Here is a 25570-nt window from a genome sequence, read left to right as displayed (position 1 = left end):
AATCCCTGAAGAAAAAAAGTAAAAAATGTCATTTTTCTATTTTACAATCTGACATAATACGATTAGCGGAAAATAGGTTGCATATGCAAAAATCTCCATTTTCCTCTCCGAATCCCTGATTCTGTTTATTCGACATAAACGTATCAATATGCTGGTTCGGGCCTAGGCTCATCGTCGTTCCGCGGTCCATGGAAGGGAAGTTCTTCCAAAGGATGTCTCGGCGCAAGTGAAAAAAGATATGGAAGAAATGAAAAACATGTATAAACAAACTACGGGCGAAGAGGAATCTTCCTCCCTGTCCGAATCGGGTGATGACACGGAAGAACAATTTGCGGAAATTCCTTTGGATGATAGCGAAGAATCAAGTTAGCGGGAATGTGTATTTTCCCATTGCCACGAAAAAAGTTGGGCTATATAATAAAAAAATGTCATACTGAGTGATAGGCAAAGATGACAGCCAGGGTAGACATGGAACGAAATTTAAAGACCGATCTATGCAATGAGGAGATCGGCAATGTAAAGGAGGAGAAACTGGATGAACGTGTTAGTATTTAAAAACGCCGAAGAGGCAACGGAAAAAGCTTATGACATTTTTAAAAAGAGTTTTGAAAATGGGTTGAAGACACTCGGCTTGGCGACGGGAAGCACACCTTTAACCTTGTATGAAAAAATTCGCACTTCGGGGTGGGACGTTTCACATGTCACGACTGTTAATTTGGATGAATACGTCGGACTCTCGCCGGCTAACCCCCAAAGTTACAACTACTACATGCAAGAAGAATTGTTCAAATACATGAACTTTAAAAGTACAAATTTGCCGAATGGAATGGCAGAAGATCTACAAGAAGAGTGTGAGCGGTATGAGCAGATTCTGAAAGAAAATCCCGTCGATTTGCAAATATTGGGAATAGGGCCAAATGGCCATATCGGCTTCAATGAACCAGGAACTCCTTTTGATTCCATTACTCATGTTGTTGAACTGGCACCATCCACACGTGAGGCCAACAAACGTTTCTTTGATAAGGAGGAGGAAGTTCCCACAAAGGCTATTACAATGGGGATCTCATCAATTATGAATGCCAGGGAAATTATCCTACTTGCGTTTGGCCCCGGGAAAGCGGATGCTGTCCGGAAAATGGTAGAAGGTCCTGTCACGAGCGACTGCCCCGCATCCGTTCTGCAAAATCATGATCATGCCTGGATCATTTTGGATGAGGGCTCTGCAGGCAAATTGAAAAGGTAATAAGAGCGTATAATTGAAAATTAGGCTGGAAAAAAAATCCGGCTTAAACTTTTAAAAAAAACCGAACCCCGCTAAAAGCGGCGGTTCGGTTTTTACCTTTGCAAGATCCCGATTAATACACATTTTAAAGCCCGTTTCCGGCTGATTTCTTTTCTGTCTTGTTTATTGATCTCCCGCGGTTTAAACGGGGTAATATATTTGCCGGGGGCTGTTATGTGGCGGTGATCAAGGACAATGGTCTCGCCCGGCTGCAGACCGCTTTTTATTGCCGAAAGATGATCAACTGTGAGTCCTGTATCTACTTCGCGCTTTTCAACAGACGAATGTTTATTCATCACCCATACATAGGATTTTGGGCGCTCCTTCCTCACACTCATTCCGGGGACAATCGGTACGTTGTTCGCTTCATCAGTAATAATGTTTACTGTGACATGCCGGCCGATGAACATTTTTTCGTTATCGGATTCATACTCAATAGTGACCGGATAAAAACTTGGGTTTTCAGTAGTCGGTTCATTTTCCGGCAGCTCGCCAATGTCAGCCACTTTTCCGTTGACGGGACTTTTGCTTTCTTGAGAAATGATTTTTGCCTTCATTCCTTCATCTACTTTTGCAATCTGCCGTTCGTCAAGCTGTCCTTTCACGGCTTTTTCATTTGAGAAAATCGTCATCACAGGATTTTTCAAGTCGTCGGAAATGCTTTTAACGATGCCTTCAATGGGGCTCATGACGGTTAATCCGTCCCGCCCGCCTTCAACGGCTGCACGCTGCTCCTCATATTTCCGTATGTCTGCATCCGTTTTTTCCAGTTCTATATTCTTTTCAATGATTGCCTGTTCGATGGCCAGCTTATTTTTTTCATCGTTTGCAGCCGTCCCGGGGATCCATTCATCGTACGGATTGTCGGACTTTATGTAAGTGGAATTGGCATTGGAGTTCCCCAAAGATTTCAGAAGTGTATTATAATCATTGATAGACGCAGAAAGGCTGTCCTTTTTCTTTTTTAAACTGGATATTTCCGCATCCAACTGGGCAATTTGCCTTTCAACATCGTCGCTTTTATAGCGGAACACTGGTGTTCCGGCATCAACTCTTTCTCCTTCTTTCACTAAAAATTCCTGGAAGCGTGCATGTTGGTCCACCGTGATGTGTTCGGTCACGGCAGGTACTACTACCCCTTTGACCGGAAAAGAGCTTTCAAGATCGCCTGTTGTGACTTTATCCCAATCACGAACATAGTGGAGACGATCCACTTTACTGTTCTCTTTTGTCACAAGAAAAATATTGGTCCCCAATAAGGCCAAACTGAAAAAAGTAAGAAAGCCTAACCATTTATTCATGCGTTTTCTGCCCCCTCTTTACAACACCACTTGAAAATCAAGAAAAGCCAGAAAGGAAGTACCCAGCCAATATATAAGGTGGACACCTAAAACAAGTAACCAGATAATCGGCTTCCTTTGGCGGCTCAAAGAGGATAGACCGTATATTTGCACGGCAATCACCCATACTTTGAAGATGCTGATGCAGCCGAGAAAGTATATGAAAAACGGACTTTCGGTCATATATTGAGCGGCCGCCCCCATGGAAAATGGAGAGGAATACCATGGAAGGCCCAGCCACATGACGAGAACTATATTTACTGCCTGCTCCAGAAGCAGAACAGGGAAAACAGCAGCCTGCATTACGACAAGCTTCTTGTAGGGCACATTTGTCAAGGTCCAAAATAATAACGACGAGAAAAAAATAATGATTCCCGCGTATAAAATCCCGAGCAGAAAACGGCCTAAAATAAAGTAGCTTTTCAGCCATTCATACTGACTCGCCGGAAGCTTGATCAATTCAAAGGAAAATACATGAGACCCGATTCCAGCCAGTCCATTTATCGTAAAAATCATCGCGCTGATCAAAAATAGTATAACCACCCTTGAGGTTAACCCATAAATGGTTTCCGCCTTGCCAAGCTGGAAGACATCCCTTTTCAGGAAAAACAACATTTTCCATAGCCCCGCCTGATAAATCATCACCATCACCCGCTTGTATCCCGATAAACAATATTCTATCTTATTCGAAATCTGCCAACAATCTTTTTACTTAAAAGAGGCTGGGACAAAACCTGGTCAAAATCAAGAAATCGCATGAAATCAAATTTAAAACCTTGATTTCATGCGGTTTTACTTTTCAGTACCTACACCAATTTCAATGATTTTTTTTACTTATATCCCAGCCTCATTGCTTTTCATTAAATTTCAGCAGGTGCGGAAGGAGGTCCGTGAACGCTTTTTGTGTTTTCTCGGATGCATATGACAAATTGACAAGAGCGTTCAGCATTTTTGTATTTTTTTGAAGCATTTCAATAACACGCTGCAAGTCGGCCTCCCGGGCCTGTTCCCGCAAAATAAGGGGCGGGTACTCTTTTCCTGTTTGATCGCCAAACACCATCCGCATTAAATGGTCATCGGGAATGGAATAGGCGCGTTTAAAGTCTTTTAATGTGTCAATGGTCATTTGCCTTTTTCCGGTCTCATAAAAAGAAAGGGCGGTTTGGCTGATATGAAGGCGGCGTATGGCCTCTTCCTGGCTTAATTTTAATATTTCCACGCGGTATTTCTTTAACTCTTCATGAAAAGCCATCGTCATCCCCCGTTAACTTTTTCGTCTAACATAACGGTTTTTTTCTCCTCAGAAACCAGGTATTCAATATTGTAATCAAATCGTATATTTCGCTTTAAAATAAAAAGAATTATGCGATAAATGCGTATTTCTTTTGTAGGTATTTTTTACTATGATAAATTTAGTAGGCCAAGGAAGGTGAAGATAGTGTCTGTTTTTGTCAAAATCATAAAAATTATTGCGAAGGGTAGTTTGGCAGGAAAGGACATGTCATTGGTTTGTAAAGGGACGAGAATTGAGGGTGCGAATATATGGATGATTAAGCCAAAGTTTCATTTCCATGACGCGCTCATCAGTCATTCTCCTTTCGATCCTCATCATTCGGAGGCATTCCGGCTATCCCCCCTCCATGTTGAAACAACCATTATCATTGAAGTAAAGGCCGATTCAAATAAATGGCGGGCGGCTATAACCATAGATTTAAACAAATGGGTATTTTTTGTGGGCCCTTATTTGGATGACGCTCGCTCTTTTCCGCAGGAAATCGCCTACATGCTGCTTGCTTCCTTTGGATTGAAGAACAGCCGCTGCGAACTGAGCTTTGCGACATTGGCCACCATGAAAAATTCTTATGAAAGATACATAAACAGCCATCTGCATCGGCAGCGTGGGGGTAAAAAGGGGCCTGGACCACAGAATTAACGGTTTTTTAACCGCCGGAAATTTTATTAATCATTCAAAAATCATTCAAAAAAAATTCAAAAATGCAGATCATTGATATGATCGTATTTGTAAACGGATACAAATTTTTAGTGGCTTTGAAACAGCGACAAGATTCTGAAAAATGGTTGACGAAACCCCGAAACCACGGTATTATTTAGAACAATCAACCCATTAAATCTACGTAAATGGGTAAGTTTGAGAGGGGCGAAAAATGGTGAGCGAGCAATGGATTTTCCTCGACGGCAAATTGGTACCAAAAGAAAAAGCCGTTGTATCGGTGTATGATCACGGATTCCTGTATGGAGACGGCGTCTTCGAAGGCATTCGGTCTTACAATGGGAACATATTTCGGCTGAATGAACATTTAACCAGATTATATGAATCCGCAAAATCTGTGATGATTCAAATACCGTATACGAAAGAGGAAATGACCCAGATTTTGATAGAAACTCTCCGGAAAAACAATCTAAAAGATGCCTATATTCGTCTCATTGTTTCCCGTGGATCCGGGGATCTGGGATTGGATCCGGCAAACTGCGGCAAGCCTTCAGTCATTGCCATTGCCGAACCGCTCCGTATCTTCCCGAAAGAGATGTATGAATCGGGAATAGAAATCGTAACGGCTTCGACACGAAGAAATCGTTCGGATATCTTAAGCCCGATGGTAAAATCCTTAAACTACTTAAATAATATTCTCGTAAAAATGGAAGCGAACCTTGCCGGAGCACATGAAGCACTCATGTTAAATGATCAAGGGTATGTTGCGGAAGGTTCTGCTGATAACATATTTATCGTGAAAGATAACAAGCTGTATACTCCTCCCGGACATATCGGGGCACTCGTAGGAATTACGAGAAACGCCATTATCGAAATTGCCCGTGACAAAGGCTATGAAGTCCTGGAGTCTGTTTTTACGTTACACGATGTCTATACGGCAGATGAAGTATTCTTAACCGGTACAGCCGCAGAAGTCATCGCAGCCGTCAAAGTTGACGGGCGTGTGGTAGGCGACGGGAAACCCGGACCGGTGACAAAGGATTTATTGGAAAGTTTCAGAAAAATAACAACAACAGATGGCGTCAAAGTTTACAGCCAAGCATTGAATGTAAGCTGAGATAAAGAGAAGGAAGCGGGGATAGACATGCGGAGCGACATGATAAAAAAGGGGATAGACCGAGCCCCGCACCGGAGCTTGCTTTACGCAACGGGTGTAAAAACAAAAGATTTGGATAAACCGTTTATCGGTGTTTGCAATTCATATATTGACATTATACCAGGGCATAAACATTTACGGGAATATGCCGAAGTGGTGAAAGAAGCCATTTGGGAAGCCGGAGGCGTCCCGTTTGAATTCAACACAATCGGCGTCGATGATGGCATAGCAATGGGCCACATCGGAATGCGCTATTCACTGCCGAGCCGGGAGCTGATCGCCGATGCGGCCGAAACGGTCATCAACGCCCACTGGTTTGACGGCGTATTTTATATCCCCAACTGTGACAAGATTACGCCAGGAATGCTTATGGCGGCCTTCAGGACGAATGTCCCGTCCATTTTCGTATCAGGCGGGCCGATGGAAGGCGGCGTGTCTTCAGAAGGTGAACCGCTGACGCTCACTTCAGTTTTTGAAGGTGTCGGAGCGTATCACGCCGGCAAAATGACAGCGGAAAAGCTGCTTGACATTGAACAGAATGCATGCCCGACGTGCGGTTCCTGTTCCGGAATGTTCACGGCCAACTCGATGAACTCTTTAATGGAAATGCTTGGCGTCACCATTCCCGGAAACGGAACGATTGTCGCCACATCTGAGGAACGTCACCGCTTAATCAAAGAAGCTGCCAGGCACTTGATCCGGATGGTGAAAGAAGGCATCAAGCCAAGGGACCTTGTAACCGAACGCACCATTGATGATGCATTTGCCCTTGATATGGCGATGGGCGGGTCAACAAACACGGTCCTCCATACTTTGGCTATTGCACACGAGGCAGAAATAGATTACGATTTATCTAGAATTAATGAAGTGGCCAAACGGGTTCCTTATTTGGCAAAAATCGCTCCTGCTTCAAACTATACGATGCAGGATGTTCATGAAGCCGGGGGAATCAGTGCCATTATTCGCGAATTATGCGAGATGGGTGCGGTTGAACGGGATCGTTTGACTGTTACCGGCAAAACCGTATATGAAAATGTAAAAGACAGCGTCATTACCAATCCTGAAGTCATACGGCCAAGTAAAAATGCATATAGTCCGGTTGGAGGATTATCCATCCTTTACGGAAACATTGCTCCAAATGGCGGAGTCATTAAAGTTGGTGCAGTAGACCCGTCGATCAAAACATTCCGGGGTAAAGCAATTGTGTTTGACTCGCAGGAAGATGCACAAAAGGGAATTAATGACGGTACTGTACAGCCGGGCCACGTTGTGGTCATTCGTTACGAAGGGCCAAAAGGCGGACCCGGGATGCCCGAAATGCTGGCGCCTACGTCAGCGATTGCCGGCCGGGGACTCGATAAAGAAGTCGCTTTGATTACAGACGGCCGTTTCTCCGGGGCATCGAGGGGAATTTCCATTGGCCATATTTCCCCGGAAGCCGCTGAAGGCGGACCGATTGCATTGGTGGAAAATGGCGATGAAATTTTCATCGATTTGACAAATCGGACTATTCAACTGCTGGTAGATGATGATATACTTGCCGAAAGGCAAAAAAACCTAAAACCGTTTGAACCGAAAATCAAGAAAGGTTACTTGGCAAGGTATTCCAAACTGGTAACGTCCGCGAATACTGGCGGCGTCATGAAAATATAATCAACAAAGGCAATGATGAGGAAAAAGTGGATGAAGCCCTGCATTTACAGAGAGCCGGAACTGCTGGAAACCGGTAATGCAGTCATTCGCGACATCACCTTAGAGCCGGAATCCTGAAAGCGAAAGCGATTATGGATTCACGGGGGGTTGAAAAAGTCCCCGTTATCAGTGAACAGCTTACCTGCTGTTCGTGAGTCAGTGATTGTCACTGTAAAGTAGGGTGGTACCATGAAAGTTTTTTCATCCCTGCATAAAAGGTTCTCCTTTTGTGTGGGCTGAAGAAACTTTTTTTTTATTATAAACAGGATTTGTCGCCGCAATTTCAAAAAGTCGCAATAAAAATAAGAATTCATAATGAAAGGAAGGCGCTAAGTGGTGAGTATAGGTTTCCCGATGAAGACTGGCAAGCAAAGACAAGACACGGCAACGCAAGAACAAATGAAAACTGGGGCTGATTTGTTCATCGAAGCATTGCAAAAGGAAAACGTCGAAATCATTTTCGGATATCCGGGAGGGGCTGTACTCCCGATATACGATGCGTTATATAAAAACCCGATCAGGCATGTATTGACACGGCATGAACAAGGAGCTATCCACGCTGCAGAAGGATATGCAAGGATCACTGGTAAACCTGGCGTCGTCATTGCTACATCCGGCCCGGGTGCCACAAACCTTGTAACCGGAATTGCCGATGCCATGATGGATTCCTTGCCGCTCGTTGTTTTTACCGGGCAGGTCGGCAGTGCCGTACTCGGAACGGACGCATTCCAGGAATCGGATATTGTGGGGATTACGATGCCGATCACAAAACATAATTATCAAGTAAAAAAATTGGAAGACCTTGGCCGGATCATTAAAGAGGCTTTTTACATTGCAGCCAGCGGAAGGCCTGGTCCGGTACTCATCGATATCCCGAAAGATATCGCGACGCAACCGGCTGGCGTTTATCCGGAAAAGCCGATTCATCTGCCGGGATACCAGCCGACAACGCGGCCGAACTATTTGCAAATCCAAAAGCTGGTCAATGTCATGGCCAGTGCGAAAAAGCCGCTCATTCTTGCAGGGGCCGGCGTCTTGTTTGCAAAAGCGGCGGAAGAGTTTCAGGCTTTCGCCGAAAAGACAGGGTTCCCGGTCACAAATACATTGCTCGGGCTTGGCAGTATTCCCGGAGACCATCCGCAATTTTTGGGAATGGCGGGAATGCACGGAACTTACGCATCGAACATGGCGATTACGGAATGTGATTTGCTCATTAACTTTGGCGCCCGGTTTGATGACCGCTTGACAGGAAACTTGGAACATTTCGCCCCGAATGCAACGATCGCACACATTGATATTGACCCGGCCGAAATCGGCAAGAACGTTCCAACGGAAATTCCGATTGTGGCGGATGCAAAAGCAGTATTGGAGGAACTCGTGAAAATCGATTTCCATGTACCTGATATTTCAGAATGGACAGAACATTTGAACGAGTACCAAACAAAATATCCGTATAAAAAACCGGAATCAAAGGAGAATGAGTTGTCTTCACCGCATGTGATCAAAATGATTCACGAAATGACCAACGGAGAGGCGATTATCACAACAGATGTTGGACAGCATCAAATGTGGGCCGCCCAATATTACGCCTTTAAAGGGCCAAACAAATGGGTGACCTCCGGAGGATTGGGAACAATGGGCTTTGGTTTTCCATCCGCAATCGGCGCTCAGCTTGCAGATATGAAAAAAACAGTTGTATCCATATCGGGAGATGGCGGTTTCCAAATGTGCCTCCAAGAGTTGGCTGTTGTAAAAGAACTGAAACTGCCTATTAAAATCGTCATCCTGAACAACCAATCTCTTGGCATGGTTCGCCAATGGCAAGAAAAATTTTACGAAGAGCGCTACTCCCAGTCATTGATTCCGGAGCAGCCCGACTTTATTAAATTGGCCGGGGCATATGGCATTAAAGGTTACAAAGTTGAAACTGCGGAAGAAGCAAGAACGGTTTTTGAAGAGACTTTTAACACTCCGGAAGCGGTATTAATTGACTGCCGCGTCATCCAAAAAGAGAATGTTTATCCAATGGTTCCCCAAGGCAAAGGACTACATGAAATGATCGGGGTGGGACAATGAAACGGGTTGTTACTTTAACAGTCAACAATAATAGCGGTGTCCTGAACAGGATTACCGGATTATTTTCCAAAAGACAGTTTAATATTGAGAGCATCACCGTCGGGCCCACAATGAATCCGGGCATTTCCAAAATGACGCTGATCGTTCCGATCGAAGACCCGGCGAAAATGGAGCAGCTTTTAAAACAACTGCAAAAACAAATAGATGTTTTAAAAGTAACCGACATTACAGACAAAAGAATGGTTACAAGGGAACTGGCCCTTATTAAAGTCACTTGCCCGCCGTCGGTTCGCAGCGAGGTATACAGCATCATCGAACCATTCAGGGCAACCGTCATTGACATGAGCAAAAACATCATCACAGTTCAAGTAACTGGCGAACCTTCAAAGGTTGAAGCATTCATTGATCTGTTGAAGCCTTATGGCATTAAAGATATTTCGCGAACAGGCGCTACAGCTTTTGTTCGCGAACATCAAATACAAGAAACATCAGAGCTATCAATTTTACAATTATAAAAGAGGAGATGGAAATAATGGCAAAAGTATATTACAACAACGAAATCAACGAGGCAGTGCTACAAGGAAAGAAAATTGCAATCATGGGATACGGTTCTCAAGGTCACGCGCATGCGAGCAATTTAAAAGATAACGGTTTTGACGTCATTGTAGGTGTAAGACCAGGAAAATCTTTTGAACAGGCAAAAGAAGACGGACATGAAGTATATTCCGTAAAAGAAGCAGCTGCCCAGGCAGATGTCATCATGATCCTTCTACCGGACGAAAGACAAACAGCTGTTTACGAAAATGAAATCAAACCCGAATTGACTGAAGGAAAAGCATTGGCGTTTGCTCACGGGTTCAATGTTCACTTTAACCAAATCGTCCCTCCATCCAATGTTGATGTATTTCTTGCTGCACCGAAAGGACCGGGACACTTGGTAAGGCGTACATTCCAGGAAGGGGCAGGCGTACCGGCTCTATTCGCTGTTTACCAGGATGCTACAGGCGATGCAAGAGATATTGCATTAGCATATGCAAAAGGAATCGGAAGTGCGCGTGCCGGCGTGTTGGAGACAACTTTCCAGGAAGAAACGGAAACTGACCTTTTTGGAGAACAGGCGGTCCTTTGCGGCGGTACGACAGCCTTGGTAAAAGCCGGCTTTGAAACGCTTGTAGAAGCGGGTTATCAGCCGGAATTGGCCTATTTCGAGTGCTTGCATGAATTGAAATTGATCGTTGACCTGATGTATGAGGACGGATTGGCCGGCATGCGCTACTCCATCTCCGACACGGCACAATGGGGAGACTTCGTATCCGGTCCGCGTGTCATCGATGAACATACAAAAGAACGCATGAAAGACATTTTGAATGATATTCAAACAGGGAAGTTCGCCAAAGGCTGGCTGCTTGAAAACCAGTTGAACAGACCGGAATTTAATGCTATCAACAAGCGTGAAAGCGAGCACCTCATCGAAAAAGTTGGCCAGGAGCTTCGTGAAATGATGCCATTTGTCAAAGCAGGCAAAAAGAAAGCCGGCAAGGAAGTGGTGACAAGTGCGAAAAATTGACATCTTTGATACAACACTTCGCGACGGGGAGCAGTCGGCCGGCATTAACTTGAATACCGCCGAGAAGCTTGAAATTGCCAAGCAGCTGGAACGCTTTGGAGTAGATGTAATGGAGGCGGGGTTTCCCGCCGCCTCTCCCGGCGACTTGGATGCAGTCAGGCAAATTGCTTCCACGATCAAAAATTCATCCGTTACCGGATTGGCCCGTTCTGTCAAATCAGACATCGATGCTGCGTGGGAAGCCCTTAAAGTGGCACAATGCCCGAGACTTCACGTTTTTATTGCCACGTCACCGATCCATATGACATATAAATTGAAACAAACGCCCGAGCAGGTCGTGGAAACGGCAGTCGAATCCATCAAATACGCAAAACAATTTTTCCCGATTGTGCAATGGTCGGCAGAAGACGCATTCCGTTCCGATCCGGCGTTTCTTGCCCATATCGTCGAGCAGGCCATCAAGGCGGGGGCGTCCGTCATTAACTTGCCCGACACGGTCGGTTATGCGACTCCGCACGAATATGGCGCCATGTTCAAATACATGAAAGATCATGTACCGAATATAGAGGAAGTAAAACTATCTTCCCACTGCCATAACGATCTTGGCATGGCTGTCGCAAACACGCTGGCGGCCATCGAAAACGGGGCCGACCAAGTAGAGGGCACGATCAATGGCATCGGAGAAAGAGCCGGAAACGCAGCCCTTGAGGAAGTGGGAGTTGCCCTCTATACAAGAAAAGATGCCTATAATGTTGAGACAAATTTGGCCTTGAATGAAATTAAACGCACGAGCCAGCTCGTCAGCCAATTGACGGGAATGATCATCCAGGCAAACAAGGCAGTTGTTGGAAAAAATGCGTTTGCCCATGAATCCGGCATCCACCAGGACGGCGTGTTAAAAGAACCGACAACATATGAAATCATCACTCCGGAGCTTATCGGCGAAACATCCAACAACCTGGTGCTTGGAAAACATTCTGGCCGTCACGCGTTCCATGAGCGTGCAAAAGAAATGGGCTTCCAGCTTGATAAAGAAGCTTTGAATGCAGCATTTAAAGAATTTAAACAATTGGCAGACCGAAAGAAAGAAATTACAAAAGAGGATTTGTGGACCATTTTGACACATCAGCAGTTGAAAGACGAAGATGCGGCTGTTTATGAACTGGAGTCTGTCCAAGTCCAATACGGCACAGAACACATCCCGACGGCTACCGTTCGGGTCAAAACTCCAAATGGGGCAGTCATCGAAGACGCCTGTACCGGGGCCGGAAGTGTTGAAGCCATTTTCAATACGCTTGAGCGGATCGTAGATGGAAACATTCACCTGCTTGACTACAGGGTTTCATCCATTGGAAAAGGCCGGGATGCGCTTGGAGAAGCGGTCGTTAATCTGACTTTTAATCAAACGGCGGATTTGACTGGCAGAGGAACAGCCCAGGACGTTTTGGAAGCATCCGCCAAAGCCTACTTGAACGCCATTAACCGTTCATTGCTGCAAACGCAAATGGAAGATCTTGTCAAGTCATCGGTATAAAGTGAAAACATGAAGGAGGAAACACGGGATGAAGAAACGGGTAGCTGTACTCTCTGGAGACGGTATTGGCAAAGAAGTAACGGACGCGGCAGTTGCCGTTTTAGATGCAATTGGACGCCGCTTTCATCATGAGTTTGAGTGGGTGTGTGGCTTACTCGGTGGAGCAGCCCTGGACGAAGCCGGCCATCCCATTCCGGAAGAAACCATCCAAATTTGCGAGGGCAGCGACGCCATTTTGCTCGGCGCAATCGGCGGTCCGAAATGGGACCATTATCCAAAGGAACTTCGGCCGGAAAAAGGGCTTCTTCAAATTCGGAAACACTTTGAACTGAGTGTCAACCTAAGACCCGTGCAAGCATATAAAACATTGCTTGCATCCTCCCCTTTAAAAGAAGAAGTAGCCGAAGGCGTTGACCTTGTATTCGTGAGGGAACTAACGGGAGGCCTTTACTTTGGAGAGCCAAGCTATCATACAGATGAGCAGGCAGTGGATACTTTAATTTACGGCCGTGAAGAAATCGAACGTGTTGTCAGATTCGCCTTTGAATTGGCAAAACAACGGAAAAACAAAGTATCTTCCATTGATAAAGCGAATGTGCTTGAATCAAGCAGGCTCTGGCGCAAAATCGTGGAAGAAGTGGCTGCAGATTATCCGGAAGTGGCATATGAGCATATGCTGGTCGACTCTGCCTCCATGAAGCTGATCACTTCACCGGCATCCTTTGATGTCATTGTGACTGAAAATATGTTTGGCGATATTTTAAGTGATGAAGCATCCGTTATTGCGGGCTCACTTGGAATGCTGCCATCCGCAAGCCTCCGGGCAGACGGTTTCGGCTTGTACGAACCTGTACATGGGTCAGCACCGGACATTGCGGGACAGAATAAAGCAAACCCGGTTGGTGCCATTTTATCCGGTGCCATGATGCTTCGCAGTACTTTCGGTATGGCCAAGGAAGCCGCGGCAATTGAAGAAGCGGTCAAAAACGTGCTTGAAGACGGTTATTGCACATGTGAATTCAGGGTTGACGGCAGCAAGGTACTAACAACGGCAGAAATGACCGAAAAAATTATTGATGAAATTGAGAAGGAACTTATTTCGGACCATATTTTAGCGGCATATTCGTGAGGTGTAACAGATGGGGAAAACAATCATTGAAAAAATATGGGAAAAACATGTTGTACACAGAGAAGAAGGGAAACCGGACCTTCTTTATATCGACCTTCATCTCGTTCATGAAGTAACCTCTCCGCAGGCGTTTGAGGGATTGCGTTTAAACAACCGCAAGGTGCGCAGGCCCGATCTTACATTTGCAACGATGGACCATAACGTTCCAACTCGTTTGAATGAGGACGTAACAGACCCGATTGCGAAAAAGCAAATGACTACGCTGGAGAAAAACTGTTTGGAATTCGGAGTTCCGCTTGCGGGAATCGGGCATCCTGACCAGGGCATCGTTCACGTTATCGGACCGGAACTTGGATTAACCCAGCCAGGCAAAACGATCGTTTGCGGCGACAGCCATACGTCCACGCATGGAGCATTTGGCGCCCTTGCGTTTGGCATCGGCACAAGCGAAGTTGAACACGTCCTTTCCACCCAAACTTTGTGGCAGTCCAAACCCAAAACAATGAAAGTCGAAATAAAAGGCGATCTCGGCCCGGGAGTAACGGCAAAAGACCTGATCCTGGCCATTATTGCCAAATACGGTGTCAACATCGGAACGGGACACATAATTGAATATACGGGGGAAGCGATCCGGAAACTGACAATGGAACAGCGGATGACAGTGTGCAACATGTCCATTGAAGCCGGTGCCAGGGCAGGATTGATCAGCCCGGATGAAACGACCTTCGAATATTTAAGGGGACGCGAACATGTTCCAGAGGGTGAAGCGTTTGATAAACTGGTTGAAGAATGGAAAGAACTCGCGTCCGACCCGGATGCAACATATGATTCAGTCATTGATATTGATGCTTCCGAAATCGAGCCATTTGTTACATGGGGAACAAACCCCTCGATGGGCGTCAGGATTTCAGAACCGATTCCAAAGCCTGCCGATGCCAAAAATGAAACGGAAAAAGAATCCATTGAACAAGCGCTTGAATATATGGGGCTAGAAGGCGGCATCAAAATGACCGACGTCGATATCCAATATGTGTTCATCGGCTCATGTACGAACTCCAGGATTGAAGATTTACGGTCGGCAGCCAAAGTATTGGAAGGCAGAAAAGTAAAAGAGGGCGTAAACGCCATCGTTGTTCCCGGCTCCCGAACAGTAAAAGCACAGGCGGAAAAAGAAGGTTTGGATAAAATTTTCCTGGATGCCGGATTTGAATGGCGCGAGACCGGATGCAGCATGTGCCTTGCGATGAACGCAGACCAGGTGCCTGCCGGCATGAGATGCGCATCCACCTCCAACCGGAACTTTGAAGGACGACAAGGAAATGGATCCCGCACGCATCTTGTCAGCCCGGCCATGGCGGCTGCCGCAGCGATTGAAGGCCGATTCGTTGATGTGAGGCAATTGATGAAAGGAGCGGTTCACGCATGAAGCCGATCAAAGAAGTAACAAGCGTCATTACACCTTTGGACCGCGTGAACGTCGATACGGACCAAATTATTCCGAAGCAATTTTTAAAGCGGATTGAACGCACCGGATTTGGCAACTTCCTGTTCTATCATTGGCGTTTTAATGACGACGGTACAGAAAAAACCGATTTTGTCCTCAATAAACCGGAGTATAGAAACAGCGAGATCCTGGTGGCCCGTGAAAATTTCGGCTGCGGCTCTTCCCGGGAGCACGCTCCCTGGGCCTTGGGCGACTATGGTTTCCGTGTGGTCATTGCACCGAGCTTTGCCGACATTTTTCACAGCAACTGCTTTAAAAATGGCATTCTCCCGATACAATTGCAAGAGTCAGAGATTGAAGAACTTCTGCAGGCGGGCAAAGAAAAGCCGCTTCAGGTTACAGTCAACCTGGAAAGCGAAACAATTGAGACAGGAGGCGGAAAAACCTATTCCTTCTCCATCGACCCGTACCGCCGGCAAATGCTTCTGAACGGCTGGGACGAAATCGCCCTGACTCTGCAGTTGGAAGATAAAATTGCGGCATATGAAAAATCAATAGAAAAATAAGGTAACAAACACTTGCCCCGGGCTGAAAGCCCCGTTGGCAAGTTTTTTTTTGAGAGTTTGCCAATCCGCCTTCCGCCTCTGACTTCTAAGACAGAACGTGTCAGCGTTTTTTCTGACCACCCGAAATACGATCCGAAATCACGAAATACAGTCCCGAACCTGCGTAATACGATCCCAAACCCCTGCCGGCTATTAGGAATGATTCATGTTTTTCTACATACAAATGATGGAAAGAAGAAATAAGGAGACAAGGCCGGTATGGTGCAAGACTTTCTTCAAGTTTTCTTGATGACGCTGGTAAGCGACATTGATAATATGCTGATTCTTGGAGCTATTTTACGAAGACACGCTCATTTTAAGGTTACCCTTCTGGCGGCTGTTCTGCTGACATGTACTCGAACCGTATATGTTTCAATCGTTGAGGGGCTGTCAAATGTCCCGCTGTTTCACCTGGTGACGGGTTTGATTTTACTTTTTATTTCTTTTAAACTCGTTACAAAGCTTATTTACGGCGTACGGCCGTTAAGATCTTCAAGCTATTCCCCTTCACTCCATCAAAAGATAAAGATATTGGCTGGTCTGGCAGCGACGGATTTTTTGATTTGCTGGGACGGTGTTCTCATCATTTCGAATATTTCCGACCATCTCATCATCATATCATTAGGAGTTTTATGCAGCCTTTTAATTTCGCTCCATTTTTTACGGCTCATCATGGAACTTGCAGCTGCCATTCCTTGGATTAATGTGGTCGCAGGAGGTTTTATTGCCCAAAATGCCATTACTTCCATTGCCAAGGATCCGTGGATCGAGGATTGGATCTATTATGCAAACACGCTTATGCCGGAAGTCAATATTGTAAACACAGCGGCCAATGGCGCTGTCATTATGATTGTGGTGATTGGTCTGATTTCTTACGTTAAACATCATCGCATTATTATACATAGGAAATTTTGACATGCGGTGCTTTTCGGGAAGAACATTTGATCCTGCGTGAACCGGCATTCAAAATACCGTCTCAAAATTATTGTTCGCAATTAAGGGGAATGAAGGTAAACCCCTTGCGGTAAAATTTATTTTCTTGTATAATTAAACCAGTAAAACTTTTTTTGTTTAATGGGTTTTGCAGGAGGAGATTTTTCATGAAAGAGAGAATCATGCAGGCCTTTGTTGAAGAAGTGAAGGATAAAGGCATCAAATTTACGATGAACGACTTGGCAGGCCGGTTGGGCATCAGTAAACGGACATTATATGAACACTTTTCATCGAAAGCGGAAATTTTGGAAGCCATCATAGAATTAACGATCAAGGAATTTGATGAAAAAACCGAAGCCATCGTTCAAGACAGCAGCCTAACCCTTTTGGAAAAAATAAAAGCGGCCATTATCGTTGTTCCGAAATATGACGAGTTTTATGATTTGCAAATACTGGAGGAAATGAAAAAGTATTATCCCAGTCAGTGGGAGAAGATGAATAATTCTTTATATGAATGGGAAGCTTTAAAAAAATTGCTGGAACAGGGCATTGCCGAAGGCCTGATTAAAGATCAAAATATTGAACTGCTCATGCGTTTGGTCATAGATGCTACAAACCTTACGTTGGACAGGCGCTTCATTTGGGAAAATAGAATAACCGTTGAAGAGGCAATGAATGGTATTGTAAATGTCTTATTGTTTGGAATGGTTGCGGAAAATGCCGAGCCTTAGGTGTTGACTCGGCTGTCAATCATATTTTTTTGATGAAAAAAACCAAAAAAACTAAAATAGTTTTATTGTTTTCATAGAGGTGCAGAAATGAATTTTTTTAAGCAGATGAGTGTGAGAAAAAGGCTTGGGTTAACATTTGCCATAGCTATTTTATTTTTGGACATGCTGTTATACAGCGTGATTATTCCGTTAACTCCTTACTATGAAGAAAATTTCAAAGTTTCGTCTACTTTGATAGGTATTTTATTTAGCAGCTATTCCATCACTTTATTATTATTTACAACATATTTCGGGAATTTGACAGATCGGATTGGCAGGAAAAAACCGATCATCATTGGGTTAATTGGAATGAGCGTTTCGACCATTCTGTTTTCCCATCCCTTAAACTTTGAAATGCTGATTTTGGCAAGAGGTTTACAAGGCATTGCTTCGGCAGCAACCTGGACAGCCGCACTTGCGCTTCTTGCAGATTTGTTCGTCAAAAAAGAACGGTCCATTGCAATGGGGTTTGCCATGACGAGCATGTCTGCAGGTACTTTGTTAGGGGCGCCGATTGGCGGGCTGCTTATTGAATTTGGCGGGTATGCTACCCCGTTTTATACGATTTCAGTACTGTTGGTCATAGTCATGATCTTCGCTGCCATCTATTTACAGGATGTACCGCGGGATGAAATTCAGGTGCCAAAGAAGATAATGGATCTGTTAAGGCAGCGTGAAGTCATTTGGATCTTGACCATTATGGTTATCAGTGAAGGAACTTTGACGATGTTGGAGCCCATTTTGCCGATTTATTTATCCGGCGCATTCACCGGGAATTCATTCTTCATCGGCCTGATGTTTGGGATTCTTACGTTGGCATACGGAATAATGGCTCCAGTATCTGGTTTTTTAGTAAACAAGTATACACCCAGCCGGGTCGTGCTGGTTGGTTTGGTATTAGTCGGATTATTCCTGCCGTTTATAATAATGGCCAAATCCACAATGCAAATGGTCATCGCATTATTGCTGATCGGAGCAAGCATGGGGTTGGCGGTCTCCCCCACATTAACCATGCTTGGTAATACCCAGGGTGATGATGGCCAAAATTCCTACGGTGCGCTATATAGTTTATTTAATATATTTTTTGCGGTTGCAGCTATCATCGGGCCCTTTTTGGGGGGAGCTTTAACAGATGTATTTACTTTAAAAATAACAATTTTCCTTGCAAGTGGGGCGGTTTTGTTATGCACAATCGGATTATCGTTAACAAGAAAAAAAAGTATGCATAAACAAGAATGCAAGTTTTCGCCAAATGCTGGGCAGCAGGTTAAGTAACATGCTGAACAGAATAACCACAAGTATAATAACAAGACTTGCTCCCGGCCTCAAAACCGGGAGCAAGCCTTTTTATTATTATATTGACGCCTTTCGCAGCAATAAAAATGAGATAACCATACTGATCAGAATAAACGGCAGAAGCCAATAGGAAAGCCCGACGGCTGTTTGGGACGAGAACCACCGGAAAATATCCGCCCACACATGAAAATGATGGAACAGCAGCACGACAACACTGCTGATAAGCAGAACGGCCAATGACAAAAGCAACATTCCTTTTCCGCCAAACCGCCGGGCATAACTTGAAATCAGAAATCCGAGAAAAAATAGAAAGGCAAACAGAATGACATACATGAGCAACTTCTCGAGAAAGGAGGTTCCGTCATTGAGATAAGGGAAATGGAAAAAATGGAATCTGTTTCCCCAGCCATTGGACATGTTTTCAAGGAAGGCAAAAATACACATCAAAGTACCGAGGATAAAACTTGCCGCAAGGCCCATTAGAGCAGTCCCGAAGAAGTAATCCCTTCTCGTGACAGACATTCCGACTGCGAACGGAAAGGACTGTGTGACCACGAGGATCCCCAATACAAACACATATACAAAAATGGAGGTGACGCTGCCTGAGTAAAATTTTTCGTCATTATTGATCAATAAGCTGACAATCAGCGTAAACAAAAAGCTTGAGGAGAGAATAAGTGATGGAATATAGAGCCAAATCCATTTATCGGCCCTATGAATGCTTATAACGCTTTGAATATTCATTTGGCCATCACTCCTTTTTGGTCGCTTTTTCCAGTTGTCAGATGGACGATTAACTGCTGCAACGAAACGGGTGTTACTTCAAGGCCGCATGCCTCGGCTTGTTTTTGCTCATCACCGTACTTGCTTTGAATGACCGTGGCTGACAGCAATCCTCCGAATGGTTCCCGGTAGACCACTTCTTTTCCGGAAAGGAAAGCTTCGGCTTCAGGTGCCCGGCCGGTAACCGTGAAAGCCATTCCCCTAAGCTCCTCGGCGTTTTGATCAATGATCAGTTGACCATCTGAAATCACCAATATGTGCTCAAGCAAATTGCTCACTTCATCAATTAAATGTGTGGAAAGGATCACGGTACGCGGATTTTCCACATAATCCCCCATTAACCGATCGTAAAAAATTCCCCGCGATACAGCATCAAGACCCAAATAAGGTTCATCAAATATCGTTAAGGGAGCCCGGCTCGCCAGCCCGATGATGATTCCAACCGCAGAATGCATGCCGCGCGAAAGCTTTTTGATCCGGCGCTTGGCAGGGAGACGAAATTCATCCATTAATGAAGAGGCAAAATCTTCATCCCAATTTGGGAAAATAGATTTGGAAACGGCCATTGCATCCCGGATCGTATAATTATCCGGATATTTTTGACTTTCTTTTATAAAACAAATTTGGCGCAGCACCTTGCTGTTTTCATATGGCTCTTCACCGAATACCTTTATTGCGCCATTAGTAGGAAAAATTTGTGCAGTAATCAGTTTCATTAACGTTGTTTTGCCGGCTCCATTTCTTCCGAGCAGCCCATATATCTTGTCAGTTTCAATGGAGAGCCCAACATGATTCACGGCTTTAAAGCTGCCGTAAGCTTTTTCCAATCCATTTGCTTCAATGACTAAACCCATTACTTTTCATCTCCTCTCCGGATGAGTTCGATCAACTGTTCCAACGTAATGCCAAGTTTCTTTGCCTCGCGGATCATCGTTGCAACATGCTGTTCATAAAATAACTTTTTCCGTTTTTCTATAAGTTTTGAGCGTGCACCTTCTGCCACAAACATTCCGATCCCCCGCTTTTTATAAAGAATTCCGCCATCTACCAACAAGTTGACACCCTTGGCGGCAGTAGCAGGATTGATCTTGTAAAAGGCCGCGAATTGATTGGTGGACGGCACTTGTGTCTCTTCCGGCAAGCCGCCTGTAATAATGTCATCCTCAATTCTCTCGGCAATTTGGAGAAAAATAGGACGTCCATCATCCACTAAATTTTTCACTGCTTCACCACCATATTGGTTAGTTACTTATGTAATTAACCATATAACGGAAACATTTAAAAGTCAACGACATTTTTTAAAATGGGGAAGGGGAGGCAGAAGTTCGAGGAAGAGGCAAGATGAAAAGAAAGGCTATATAATATGCACTGCCGGCAAAATTGAAAAATAAAATTGTTGATGAATGAACTGTTTTTCACCCTTGAAACGGCAAATAACTGGCAGTAAGATGACCACCGCATAGTAAAGCGGAGAAGTTGTATGGGCGTCTTACTGCCAGTTGCAGTTGCAGGTTTAATGATACGCGCTTTCAGGCTGCCGGCGTGACAGAACGAAACGCTTTGATTTCAGGCGGCAAGCCGCCAGCGGCATCAGGTCAAAAGTCTGTGGGGCTCTAAGCTGCTTTGTCGCCATTTTCCTTGTGCTGGCCTATCATGCTGCGCGCCTTGCCCTACTGTGAATTAATGACTATGTGAAAAAATGCAGCACCACTATTCATTTTTCCTGTTATGCTTGACATATTCCTCGAAATACTCAAATAATTTTTGGACTGTTTGCTCATTCATTTTCCTGTGCCTTTTGACGATATCGTTATAAAAGGTTTGGTCGGGGAGATGCTTGAATAATTCTTTGTCCGGGCCTCCCTGTATATCATTCGTATTTACTTCAATGAGCCATAATCTGCCGTTGCCATCTATGCCGAAATCGATCCCGGCTTCCATGAAAATATCGTGTTCGTCCAATATGTTACAAATATGCATTGCCGATTTAACCACGTGATCTATAATCTCGGCAGCCTGATCACGACTTTTAAATAATGAAGTTAATACTTTTGCGGTAGGTTCCACCGTTCCATTGCTTTCAAAATTTGATACAATCGAATCCGGCCCTCCAACGCGGATTAAATCTCCTGCATAGATCCAACCTTTGTCAAATTCGCGCTGCAAATGAGCACGGATATCGATGGGCCGGTCTCCATACATCAACAAAGGGGCTCCTTCCTGTATAATACAAAGCCCGCCGTTATAAACTGCCGATAATTCAGCAAATAAATCTTGGGCATTCTCAAAGCTTTTGAGAGGCTGTCCCTGTAGTTTCCAAATTAACTGCTGATCTTCTTTCGTAATTTTACTAATCTTTTCGCCGCCCCAAGTGAAAACAGATTTTATAAAAATACATTCGTACATGTTTAAAAAATGATTGAAAGACTGCAGCGAAAAAACATCCGTATGAGGAATCCGCAAATACGGCAGAGGTTTTTCTTTTACAATTTTGTACATTTCCCATTTATTGAAAAATCCACGGTCCGGGTCCAACTTCGGCTTCATTTTTTTCCCACCTTTTACATTCAATATGAGGCTTTCACCCATTATAAAAATATGCGGGAAACAAAAAAGTGGTATATCATATGGAAACAGCGAGGCCTGTACAACTAAAGGTAAAAGTGATAACCGCCCAAACCAGGCATAAAATATATGTAAAACGTACATCACGGAGGATCATCATGATGGCACTGGCAGGAGAACTCAAGTGGAACATATTCCTCTTATTGACGCTTATCATTACGGCGATTGTATATGCCTTATTCATTTGCCGTCTGGAACAAGTAAAGTGGTATCACAGGCAGCCCATTCTTTTTTATACGGGCTTGGTGATCTTATTTTTGACGGCCGGAAGCCCTTTAACGCAATTAAGCCATGTTTCTTTTACTGCTCATATGGTTAATATGAGCATTCTTTACTTTTTAGTCCCGCCTTTATTGCTGCTCGGAATGCCCCGGAATTGGCTCAAACCTCATACAGGACACCTCATTTCCGTGTTTGCGCTTATTGCATTCTCCGCACTATTCCTTTTGTATCACCTGCCTTTTTTCATCAACTACCTGTTGAATCGTCCAACCATCCTTACCATAATCAAGTGCGTCCTTTTTGTATCAGCCATATGGATGTGGCGGCCGATCACTTCTTCAAAAAACAGGGAAGATACAAAAGGCTTCGCTGTATTAAGCGCCATCTTGTTAATGCCGGCCTGTTTGCTTTTTATTGTAAATGGAATGATGAACGGGGGAAGCGGCATGAGTCCGTCTTTAAAACATCTTTCCGTTCAACTATGCATCGCTCCCGAGCAAGTCCATCTTATTTTTCCTTATCAATTAAAATATGACCAGGTAATAGGCGGAATCGCCATGCTGGGCCTTCATAAATGTTCAATCGTGTTGACATGCAAGCTAAAATCCCGGGCAATGAGAGGGAATCATGTAAAAAAACCGTCACTTCCATGATGGAAAATTGACGGTTTTTCACATGTTATATTTTTTGAGGCCAAAAACTCCATTTGCGAAGGAGCACCAAGATGGCGGGAATCATGAGCGGGCGGACAATGAAGGTATCAATTAAAATCCCAATTGCCATAATAATCCCAAACAGCTTTAACTCGTAAATGGGCATCGTAGCCAGAACAAGGAATGTCGCAGCCAGAATCAGTCCGGCCGAACTGATGACACTGCCGGTTTTATCTACACCTTTTTGGATAGCATCGCCAAATGGCAAGGTTTTCAATTCCTCGCGAATCCTTGCGATCAGCATGATCGAATAATCCACGCCAAGGGCAACAAGAAATACAAAAGCATATAACGGAATCCTGTAATTAATCGCGTCAAGCCCCAGGAAAACTTGAAACAGCCATAATGAGAGCCCAAGAGTTGCCGCGTAGGATAGTAAAATCGTACCGATCATGTATAAAGGGGCAACAATGGAACGCGTTTGCCATCCGAGCATGACTGAAATCAGCACAATCATCATGATCATTACCACGGCCGTGTCCCGGCTATTGATATCCTGAAGATCCGCGTTTACAGCACTTTCACCTGCAATGTAAAGTTTTGCATCAGCTAATCCGGCATCTTTTAAAATACCCTCGCCGTTCTTCCGAATCTTTTTTACCGCATCAAATGCGTCCGTTTCATACGGATTTCCTTTTACAATAAACGAGAACTTGGCGCTTTTTCCATCTTCGGAAAGCGGATTTCCCTGCGCCGTTATTTGGTCAACACCTTTGATATGTTCAACCTCTTTCAGGGCGGATTGGAGCTTTTTGAAATCAAGCTGTTTCTCGGAAACGACCAACAGTGTTCCCGGAGCAAGGCTTCCTTCGGAAAAGTCTTTGCTTAGCTGTTCATATCCTTCGCGGGATGACAAGTCCTCAGGGAATGACGCAATCAAATCATAAGATTCTTTTATATTCGTTGTATTCCATGCAATAATGGCCATTACTGCAGTCAAAGGCAAAAGAAAGGATGCGGGACGCTTGATCACAGCATCTGCAGTTTTCCCCCAGATCGATTTCCGTTCGGTTTTCTCTTCCCTAAATATCGGGATCGACGGCCAGAACGCCTTCCTTCCAATCACGGCAAACAAGGCGGGCAACAAGGTTAGTCCGGCAATCAGCATGGCACCAGCCGCAAATGCAAAAGCGGGGGCAAAGTTTCGGTATGGTTCGTATAAGGTAAAAAATAACGTTGCCACTCCGAGTAAAATCGTGCTTCCGCTGAAAAATATCGGCTCTTTTACATGACGCATCGTTTCGCGCATCGCTTCGTCTTTTAATTCATGTTTGCGAAGCTCCTCCCGGTAGCGGGAGAAAATAAGCAATGAATAATCCGTGACGACTGCAAACAGCAAAATGGTCATGATGGATACCGCCTGGCTGTCAATGGCAAATAGTCCGGCTTTTGACGACAACCCAATTATTTTGTCCACTACTGTATACACAATGGCTGCACCGATCAGCGGAATAAAGGTAAGTAAAGGGGAGCGGTAAATCAGCAATAACAAAACGAGAATCAAGCCTACCGTTGACAATAATAACACCACATCGGCGCGGCTGAACAATTCCACCGCATCTGCAGCAATGCCGGCTGGCCCCGTCCACGATAATGTCACATTGCCCGGCACTGTGATTTGTTTTTTGATTCCCTGAACCGCGTCGTGCAGGTCGCTCCCTTCCAATTCTTCCGATAGTGTAATCGGAATGAAGAAGGTTTTGCCGTTTTCTGAAACAAATGATTTTACGACTTGCGGAGGCATTTTCGATAACGGCAGCAGCCCAACTTCCGCATATGTGTCATCCTGTCTTAATGCTTCAATTTTTTTTGAAAACCCAATTATTTCCTGATCCGAAAAACGTTCCTCCTTGGAAAAAACAGCAAAAAGCGGCATTCCCTTGTCTTGCGGAAAATACTTCTCCAACTGCCGTTCTGCAATAATCGATTGTGCATCAGACGGCAGGCCAGCGTTTTTGTTCGCCGCAACAAATTCTTTCGCTCCGGGAGCGAAGCTTGATAAAATGACTGCTGCCAAAATCCAAAGCACCAAGAAAATCCACCATGGTCGATTCCCTTTTGCCAATTTTTCATACATATTGCTTCACTTCTTTCTCAATCAAGAATTTGACGGAGATAAACGAGGAAAAGCTGACAAGCCTGATCGATCCGCCGCCGATATAAAATGCCCATGCAAACATCGATAACGAGCCTGCTAACAAAATATGTGCGTGTACAGGGCGAAATGCATGTGGTCCGGATCCGGCCATATGGGCGTCCAACAGCGTTCCCGCCAGCCCTTTACTAATTTTATAAGAAAGGCATCATGCTTGTTTCATTATAAAAGATTGGAAGTTTCAAAGCGAGCCCCGTTGTTTCAGTCGAATATCCGGGTACGATGTCAACATAAAATGTTTAAATGAAAATTTTGTAAGACTGTAGTCTTTTTGAGTTGAGACTCGTCTAATAAGAA

General features: G+C 44.6%; 26 protein-coding genes and 1 other annotated feature. Of the genes, 16 read left to right on the top strand and 10 right to left on the bottom strand.

From position 1 onward, the window contains the following. Positions 1-28 precede the first annotated feature (28 nt). Positions 29-190: a hypothetical protein gene (locus AB1L08_RS12260; protein WP_413064946.1), complete on the bottom strand. Its 162-nt coding sequence runs from the start codon at positions 188-190 to the stop codon at positions 29-31. A gap of 36 nt (positions 191-226) precedes the next feature. Between AB1L08_RS12260 and AB1L08_RS12255 the strand changes: the two genes are divergently transcribed. Further along, complete coding sequence (locus AB1L08_RS12255) at positions 227-370, top strand: hypothetical protein (protein WP_413064945.1); 144 nt, start codon at positions 227-229, stop codon at positions 368-370. 165 nt (positions 371-535) lie between these two features. Further along, the gene (gene nagB / locus AB1L08_RS12250; RefSeq protein ID WP_413064944.1) at positions 536-1243 is read left to right on the top strand and encodes a glucosamine-6-phosphate deaminase; all 708 of its coding nucleotides are present in this window, start codon (positions 536-538) and stop codon (positions 1241-1243) included. A 92-nt stretch (positions 1244-1335) separates the two neighbouring features. Here the strand turns inward: nagB and AB1L08_RS12245 are convergent, their stop codons facing one another. The 3 genes from AB1L08_RS12245 to AB1L08_RS12235 all read right to left on the bottom strand — a co-directional run bounded on the left by AB1L08_RS12245 (position 1336) and on the right by AB1L08_RS12235 (position 3874). Beyond that, on the bottom strand, positions 1336-2583 hold the full coding sequence (locus AB1L08_RS12245; protein WP_413064943.1) for an efflux RND transporter periplasmic adaptor subunit: 1248 nt from the start codon (positions 2581-2583) through the stop codon (positions 1336-1338). 18 nt (positions 2584-2601) lie between these two features. Continuing rightward, the gene (locus tag AB1L08_RS12240) at positions 2602-3264 is read right to left on the bottom strand and encodes a hypothetical protein (RefSeq protein ID WP_413064942.1); all 663 of its coding nucleotides are present in this window, start codon (positions 3262-3264) and stop codon (positions 2602-2604) included. Between the two features lie 205 nt (positions 3265-3469). Further along, positions 3470-3874: a helix-turn-helix domain-containing protein gene (locus tag AB1L08_RS12235; RefSeq protein WP_413064941.1), complete on the bottom strand. Its 405-nt coding sequence runs from the start codon at positions 3872-3874 to the stop codon at positions 3470-3472. A 186-nt stretch (positions 3875-4060) separates the two neighbouring features. Here AB1L08_RS12235 and AB1L08_RS12230 point away from each other — a divergent pair, with 186 nt between their 5' ends. From AB1L08_RS12230 to AB1L08_RS12170, 13 genes are all read left to right on the top strand, one after another. Beyond that, entirely contained in the window at positions 4061-4555 is a 495-nt protein-coding gene (locus AB1L08_RS12230; protein WP_413064940.1) for a hypothetical protein, read from the top strand. Between the two features lie 235 nt (positions 4556-4790). Further along, the gene (ilvE, locus tag AB1L08_RS12225) at positions 4791-5690 is read left to right on the top strand and encodes a branched-chain-amino-acid transaminase (protein ID WP_413064939.1); all 900 of its coding nucleotides are present in this window, start codon (positions 4791-4793) and stop codon (positions 5688-5690) included. Positions 5691-5717: 27 nt separating this feature from the next. Next, positions 5718-7382: a dihydroxy-acid dehydratase gene (gene ilvD / locus AB1L08_RS12220; protein WP_413064938.1), complete on the top strand. Its 1665-nt coding sequence runs from the start codon at positions 5718-5720 to the stop codon at positions 7380-7382. 3 nt (positions 7383-7385) lie between these two features. Beyond that, positions 7386-7633 (top strand) — a binding site (T-box leader). 142 nt (positions 7634-7775) lie between these two features. Beyond that, positions 7776-9497 carry an acetolactate synthase large subunit gene (gene ilvB / locus AB1L08_RS12215; RefSeq protein ID WP_413064947.1) on the top strand — a complete coding sequence of 574 codons (1722 nt, stop codon included), beginning with the start codon at positions 7776-7778 and terminating at the stop codon, positions 9495-9497. After that, a complete protein-coding gene (gene ilvN, locus AB1L08_RS12210) occupies positions 9494-10012 on the top strand; it encodes an acetolactate synthase small subunit (protein WP_413064937.1) in 519 nt (172 codons plus the stop codon). The genes ilvB and ilvN overlap by 4 nt, the downstream gene beginning before the upstream one ends. A gap of 17 nt (positions 10013-10029) precedes the next feature. Further along, positions 10030-11064 carry a ketol-acid reductoisomerase gene (ilvC, locus tag AB1L08_RS12205; protein ID WP_413064936.1) on the top strand — a complete coding sequence of 345 codons (1035 nt, stop codon included), beginning with the start codon at positions 10030-10032 and terminating at the stop codon, positions 11062-11064. After that, positions 11051-12598, top strand: coding sequence for a 2-isopropylmalate synthase (locus AB1L08_RS12200; protein WP_413064935.1), 1548 nt, complete (start codon positions 11051-11053; stop codon positions 12596-12598). Before ilvC ends, AB1L08_RS12200 begins: the two co-directional genes overlap by 14 nt. A 28-nt stretch (positions 12599-12626) precedes the next feature. Then, positions 12627-13727: a 3-isopropylmalate dehydrogenase gene (leuB, locus tag AB1L08_RS12195; protein ID WP_413064934.1), complete on the top strand. Its 1101-nt coding sequence runs from the start codon at positions 12627-12629 to the stop codon at positions 13725-13727. A gap of 10 nt (positions 13728-13737) precedes the next feature. After that, the gene (gene leuC / locus AB1L08_RS12190) at positions 13738-15153 is read left to right on the top strand and encodes a 3-isopropylmalate dehydratase large subunit (RefSeq protein ID WP_413064933.1); all 1416 of its coding nucleotides are present in this window, start codon (positions 13738-13740) and stop codon (positions 15151-15153) included. Continuing rightward, on the top strand, positions 15150-15737 hold the full coding sequence (gene leuD, locus AB1L08_RS12185) for a 3-isopropylmalate dehydratase small subunit (protein ID WP_413064932.1): 588 nt from the start codon (positions 15150-15152) through the stop codon (positions 15735-15737). The genes leuC and leuD overlap by 4 nt, the downstream gene beginning before the upstream one ends. A gap of 258 nt (positions 15738-15995) precedes the next feature. After that, positions 15996-16691 (top strand): TerC family protein, encoded by a 696-nt coding sequence (locus AB1L08_RS12180; protein WP_413064931.1) that lies wholly within the window; start codon positions 15996-15998, stop codon positions 16689-16691. Positions 16692-16876: 185 nt separating this feature from the next. Beyond that, positions 16877-17440, top strand: a complete 564-nt coding sequence (locus AB1L08_RS12175; RefSeq protein WP_413064930.1) for a TetR/AcrR family transcriptional regulator — start codon at positions 16877-16879, stop codon at positions 17438-17440. An 87-nt stretch (positions 17441-17527) separates the two neighbouring features. Then, on the top strand, positions 17528-18754 hold the full coding sequence (locus AB1L08_RS12170) for an MFS transporter (RefSeq protein ID WP_413064929.1): 1227 nt from the start codon (positions 17528-17530) through the stop codon (positions 18752-18754). 78 nt (positions 18755-18832) lie between these two features. Here the strand turns inward: AB1L08_RS12170 and AB1L08_RS12165 are convergent, their stop codons facing one another. The 4 genes from AB1L08_RS12165 to AB1L08_RS12150 all read right to left on the bottom strand — a co-directional run bounded on the left by AB1L08_RS12165 (position 18833) and on the right by AB1L08_RS12150 (position 22105). After that, positions 18833-19519 carry a hypothetical protein gene (locus AB1L08_RS12165; protein ID WP_413064928.1) on the bottom strand — a complete coding sequence of 229 codons (687 nt, stop codon included), beginning with the start codon at positions 19517-19519 and terminating at the stop codon, positions 18833-18835. Further along, on the bottom strand, positions 19516-20412 hold the full coding sequence (locus tag AB1L08_RS12160; RefSeq protein ID WP_413064927.1) for an ABC transporter ATP-binding protein: 897 nt from the start codon (positions 20410-20412) through the stop codon (positions 19516-19518). Before AB1L08_RS12160 ends, AB1L08_RS12165 begins: the two co-directional genes overlap by 4 nt. Continuing rightward, a complete protein-coding gene (locus tag AB1L08_RS12155) occupies positions 20412-20780 on the bottom strand; it encodes a GntR family transcriptional regulator (protein ID WP_413064926.1) in 369 nt (122 codons plus the stop codon). Before AB1L08_RS12155 ends, AB1L08_RS12160 begins: the two co-directional genes overlap by 1 nt. A gap of 488 nt (positions 20781-21268) precedes the next feature. Further along, a complete protein-coding gene (locus AB1L08_RS12150) occupies positions 21269-22105 on the bottom strand; it encodes a YheC/YheD family protein (protein WP_413064925.1) in 837 nt (278 codons plus the stop codon). Positions 22106-22185: 80 nt separating this feature from the next. Between AB1L08_RS12150 and AB1L08_RS12145 the strand changes: the two genes are divergently transcribed. Beyond that, positions 22186-23058 carry a cytochrome c oxidase assembly protein gene (locus AB1L08_RS12145; protein WP_413064924.1) on the top strand — a complete coding sequence of 291 codons (873 nt, stop codon included), beginning with the start codon at positions 22186-22188 and terminating at the stop codon, positions 23056-23058. 25 nt (positions 23059-23083) lie between these two features. On the opposite strand, the gene AB1L08_RS12140 is transcribed toward AB1L08_RS12145, so the two are convergent. Next, the gene (locus AB1L08_RS12140; protein ID WP_413064923.1) at positions 23084-25195 is read right to left on the bottom strand and encodes an MMPL family transporter; all 2112 of its coding nucleotides are present in this window, start codon (positions 25193-25195) and stop codon (positions 23084-23086) included. Continuing rightward, positions 25188-25379 carry a hypothetical protein gene (locus AB1L08_RS12135; protein ID WP_413064922.1) on the bottom strand — a complete coding sequence of 64 codons (192 nt, stop codon included), beginning with the start codon at positions 25377-25379 and terminating at the stop codon, positions 25188-25190. Before AB1L08_RS12135 ends, AB1L08_RS12140 begins: the two co-directional genes overlap by 8 nt. Positions 25380-25570: the final 191 nt, after the last annotated feature.

It is taken from the genome of Siminovitchia jepli, assembly GCF_047228825.1.
In the GTDB taxonomy this organism is placed as follows: Bacteria; Bacillota; Bacilli; order Bacillales; family Bacillaceae_C; genus Siminovitchia.
The sequence above is the reverse complement of the archived record's forward strand: the minus strand, read 5'-3'. Positions and strand labels throughout refer to the sequence as shown.

Excerpts from the sequence above, each read along its gene's own strand:
- AB1L08_RS12145 (WP_413064924.1), top strand. The coding sequence starts at position 22,186 with ATGGAAACAGCGAGGCCTGTACAACTAAAGGTAAAAGTGATAACCGCC.
- AB1L08_RS12170 (WP_413064929.1), top strand. The coding sequence starts at position 17,528 with ATGAATTTTTTTAAGCAGATGAGTGTGAGAAAAAGGCTTGGGTTAACA.
- nagB (WP_413064944.1), top strand. The coding sequence starts at position 536 with ATGAACGTGTTAGTATTTAAAAACGCCGAAGAGGCAACGGAAAAAGCT.
- AB1L08_RS12245 (WP_413064943.1), bottom strand. The coding sequence starts at position 2,583 with ATGAATAAATGGTTAGGCTTTCTTACTTTTTTCAGTTTGGCCTTATTG.
- AB1L08_RS12140 (WP_413064923.1), bottom strand. The coding sequence starts at position 25,195 with ATGTATGAAAAATTGGCAAAAGGGAATCGACCATGGTGGATTTTCTTG.
- AB1L08_RS12150 (WP_413064925.1), bottom strand. The coding sequence starts at position 22,105 with ATGAAGCCGAAGTTGGACCCGGACCGTGGATTTTTCAATAAATGGGAA.
- leuC (WP_413064933.1), top strand. The coding sequence starts at position 13,738 with ATGGGGAAAACAATCATTGAAAAAATATGGGAAAAACATGTTGTACAC.
- AB1L08_RS12235 (WP_413064941.1), bottom strand. The coding sequence starts at position 3,874 with ATGGCTTTTCATGAAGAGTTAAAGAAATACCGCGTGGAAATATTAAAA.
- AB1L08_RS12175 (WP_413064930.1), top strand. The coding sequence starts at position 16,877 with ATGAAAGAGAGAATCATGCAGGCCTTTGTTGAAGAAGTGAAGGATAAA.
- AB1L08_RS12180 (WP_413064931.1), top strand. The coding sequence starts at position 15,996 with ATGGTGCAAGACTTTCTTCAAGTTTTCTTGATGACGCTGGTAAGCGAC.
- AB1L08_RS12160 (WP_413064927.1), bottom strand. The coding sequence starts at position 20,412 with ATGGGTTTAGTCATTGAAGCAAATGGATTGGAAAAAGCTTACGGCAGC.
- AB1L08_RS12260 (WP_413064946.1), bottom strand. The coding sequence starts at position 190 with ATGGACCGCGGAACGACGATGAGCCTAGGCCCGAACCAGCATATTGAT.
- ilvC (WP_413064936.1), top strand. The coding sequence starts at position 10,030 with ATGGCAAAAGTATATTACAACAACGAAATCAACGAGGCAGTGCTACAA.
- AB1L08_RS12240 (WP_413064942.1), bottom strand. The coding sequence starts at position 3,264 with ATGATTTATCAGGCGGGGCTATGGAAAATGTTGTTTTTCCTGAAAAGG.
- ilvN (WP_413064937.1), top strand. The coding sequence starts at position 9,494 with ATGAAACGGGTTGTTACTTTAACAGTCAACAATAATAGCGGTGTCCTG.
- ilvD (WP_413064938.1), top strand. The coding sequence starts at position 5,718 with ATGCGGAGCGACATGATAAAAAAGGGGATAGACCGAGCCCCGCACCGG.
- leuD (WP_413064932.1), top strand. The coding sequence starts at position 15,150 with ATGAAGCCGATCAAAGAAGTAACAAGCGTCATTACACCTTTGGACCGC.
- AB1L08_RS12165 (WP_413064928.1), bottom strand. The coding sequence starts at position 19,519 with ATGAATATTCAAAGCGTTATAAGCATTCATAGGGCCGATAAATGGATT.
- ilvB (WP_413064947.1), top strand. The coding sequence starts at position 7,776 with ATGAAGACTGGCAAGCAAAGACAAGACACGGCAACGCAAGAACAAATG.
- leuB (WP_413064934.1), top strand. The coding sequence starts at position 12,627 with ATGAAGAAACGGGTAGCTGTACTCTCTGGAGACGGTATTGGCAAAGAA.